General features: G+C 70.4%; 2 protein-coding genes and 2 pseudogenes. All 4 read right to left on the bottom strand.

Translation table 11 applies throughout. From position 1 onward, the window contains the following. Positions 1-648, bottom strand: a 648-nt coding sequence (locus tag AB0G02_RS35555) for an LLM class flavin-dependent oxidoreductase (RefSeq protein ID WP_360803445.1), incomplete at its 3' end; no start/stop codon positions are given. Positions 649-721: 73 nt separating this feature from the next. After that, positions 722-1,405, bottom strand: a pseudogene (locus AB0G02_RS35550) (endonuclease); the annotation flags it as partial. 99 nt (positions 1,406-1,504) lie between these two features. After that, positions 1,505-1,846: pseudogene (locus AB0G02_RS35545) on the bottom strand (DUF6359 domain-containing protein); the annotation flags it as partial. A 180-nt stretch (positions 1,847-2,026) separates the two neighbouring features. Next, on the bottom strand, positions 2,027-2,364 hold a 338-nt coding region (locus AB0G02_RS35540), incomplete at its 5' end, for a hemerythrin domain-containing protein (protein WP_360803442.1).

Below are 2,364 nucleotides of genomic sequence, written 5' to 3'. Positions count from 1 at the left end.
CAGCGCCTCGTCGAACCGGGCCGACACCTCCGCCAGCGACGCCCACCCCGCGTCCAGCGAGGACCTGTCGGTGCCCAGGGTCACCCAGCCCTCACCGCGCCGGGCGGCCAGGGCCAGCCCCTTAGGCCCGTTCGCGGCCAGGATGAACGGCGTGCGCGGGCGTTGCACGCAGCCGGGCGTGTTGCGGGCCGCCACGGCGTTGTAGTACTCGCCGGAGTAGTCGACCTGGTCCCCGGTCAGCAGGGCGTCCAGCAGCTCCACGAACTCGGCGTACCGGCGCGACGGGCTGGCGGCCTCGGTGGTGCCGCCGAACACCCGCACGTCGTAGCCGCCCACCCCGCCCGCGCCGATGCCGATCGTCATCCGGCCGTCCGACAGGTCGTCCAGCGTGATCACCTCCCGGGCGAACGGCAGGGGGTGGCGGAAGTTCGGCGAGGCCACCATGAACCCCAGCTCGATCCGCGACGTGACCGACGCCGCCGCACCCAGCGTCGGCACCGCGCCGAACCACGTGTGGTCGACCAGCGGACCCCAGCCCAGGTGGTCGAACGTCCACGCGTGGGCGAACCCGTAGGCCTCCGCCGCCTGCCACCTCGGTTTGGCCTCGGCCCAGCGGTACTCCGGAAGGATCGTGATCCCGGCCCTCATGGCACCCCCTGCTCGAACGGACGTCGTGTTCATTCGAGCAGGGGGTGCGTGAGCAGGCAACCGGGATTGCGCGCTAGTTCCAGATCGACGCCGCCCACTCGGGGTGGTCGACGAACGGGTTGCGGTTGTGCTGGAACGTGTCGTAGATGACCTGGTTCCGACGCTTCTCGAAGGCGTCCGGCGGGTCCTGCGCGTTCCACTGGAGCAGGACCGACAGCTTGCCGTGGTAGGGCGCGGTGCCGTTGCTGACGCTGTTGTTCAGCTCCAGGTCCGGGTAGCCGTCACCGCCCTCGTACCGCACGGCCATGTAGAAGAGCATCCGCGCGACGTCGCCCTTCACCGCGTTGCGCGGCTCCCAGGAGTCCGCGTCGGTGTAGTTGCCGGGCGCCTCCGCGACCGCCGAGCCACCCAGGTCGAAGTCCTTGTTCCCCCGCTCCGCGTTCACCGAGACGTCGGTGGGCCGCAGGTGGTGGACGTCGGTGCCGGGACCGGTCGCGGTGCCGAAGTCGCCGTGCGACTTGGCCCAGACGTGCTCGCGGTTCCAGTCGTCCGGGTCGCCGCCGCTGGTGGTCTTGGACTGGGAGCGCCCGGTGTAGAGCAGGATGACGTTGGCGCTGTTGTTCGGGTCCTGGTCGGTGACCTTCAGCGCATCCCACACCTGCTCGTAGGTCAGCTTGGTGTTGGTCCGGATGATCCCGTTCAACGCCGTCTTCAACGACGCCCCGGTCTTGCCGAGCGCGTTGCGGTAGTAGGTGTCGTCGTAGCCGCCACCGGGTGCGGTCGTGGTGGAGGTGGCGGTGGGCGGGCTGGTGGTGCTCGTCGTGGGCGTGGTGCCCGCGCGGGCGATCGCGGTCGGTGACGTGAGGCCCGCGTGGGAGAAGTAGGCGCTCAGCGGACCGGTGACGTCGATCAGCGTGCCGAGCAGGCCGGGGTTGCTCCGCAGGCCCCACTGGGCGCGGAACGCCGAGGTGACCTGCACGTAGAGCATCTGGCCGGTGCTCGTCTGGCTCGGTGAGTCGGCCAGGGCCAGCGCGTAGTCGGAGGGGAAGTTCGACCGCACCACGGTGGTGGTGGCGGTGGGCTGTCCGACGACGTAGCCGCGGACGGTGGCGGACGCGCCGTTCTGCTGCCCGATGGCCTGGGCGACGGTGATCGGCGTGGCGCCGGAGGCGGCGGTGGGGATCAGCAGGGCCGCCACGACGGCGACGGCGGACACGACAACGGGAACGGGGTTCAGCAGGGATCGTAGTCGCACGATTGGGTGTCTCCTCCCTGGGTGCGGCGCGCAGGGTGGCCACACACAGGCAGGATCGCACGAATGATCACACGTGAGAATGAATGATCACTGAACATTCTTGTCGTTGACGAGCCGCCGTCGTCACCGTTCCGGCACGGTCGTGGCGCGCTCCACCAGCTCCGCGTCGACCGTGCCCAGCCGTCCGGTGAGCGCCGAGAGCACGTCCGCGATCTTGCGCTCCTCGTAGGTGAAGTGCGTTTCCACCAACGCGGCCACGCCGTCCAGCTCGTGGCGCAGCACCACCGGGTCGACGTCGGAGCCCAGCCCCGCCAGCGCCTTCAGCGCGTCGGACACGATCCGGTGGTCGCGGCCCAGCTCGTCGAGCACCGGCCGCAGCTCGGGGTGCTCCCGGGCCAGCACGGGGAACACGCCCTCGTCCTCGGCGGTGTGGTGCTGCTCCAGCGCGGCGCAGAACGACA

Origin of the sequence: Actinosynnema sp. NPDC023658 (assembly GCF_040639995.1) — a bacterium.
Taxonomy (GTDB): domain Bacteria; phylum Actinomycetota; class Actinomycetes; order Mycobacteriales; family Pseudonocardiaceae; genus Actinosynnema.
Note: the sequence above shows the minus strand (reverse complement) of the source record. Positions and strands in the feature narration are given on the sequence as shown.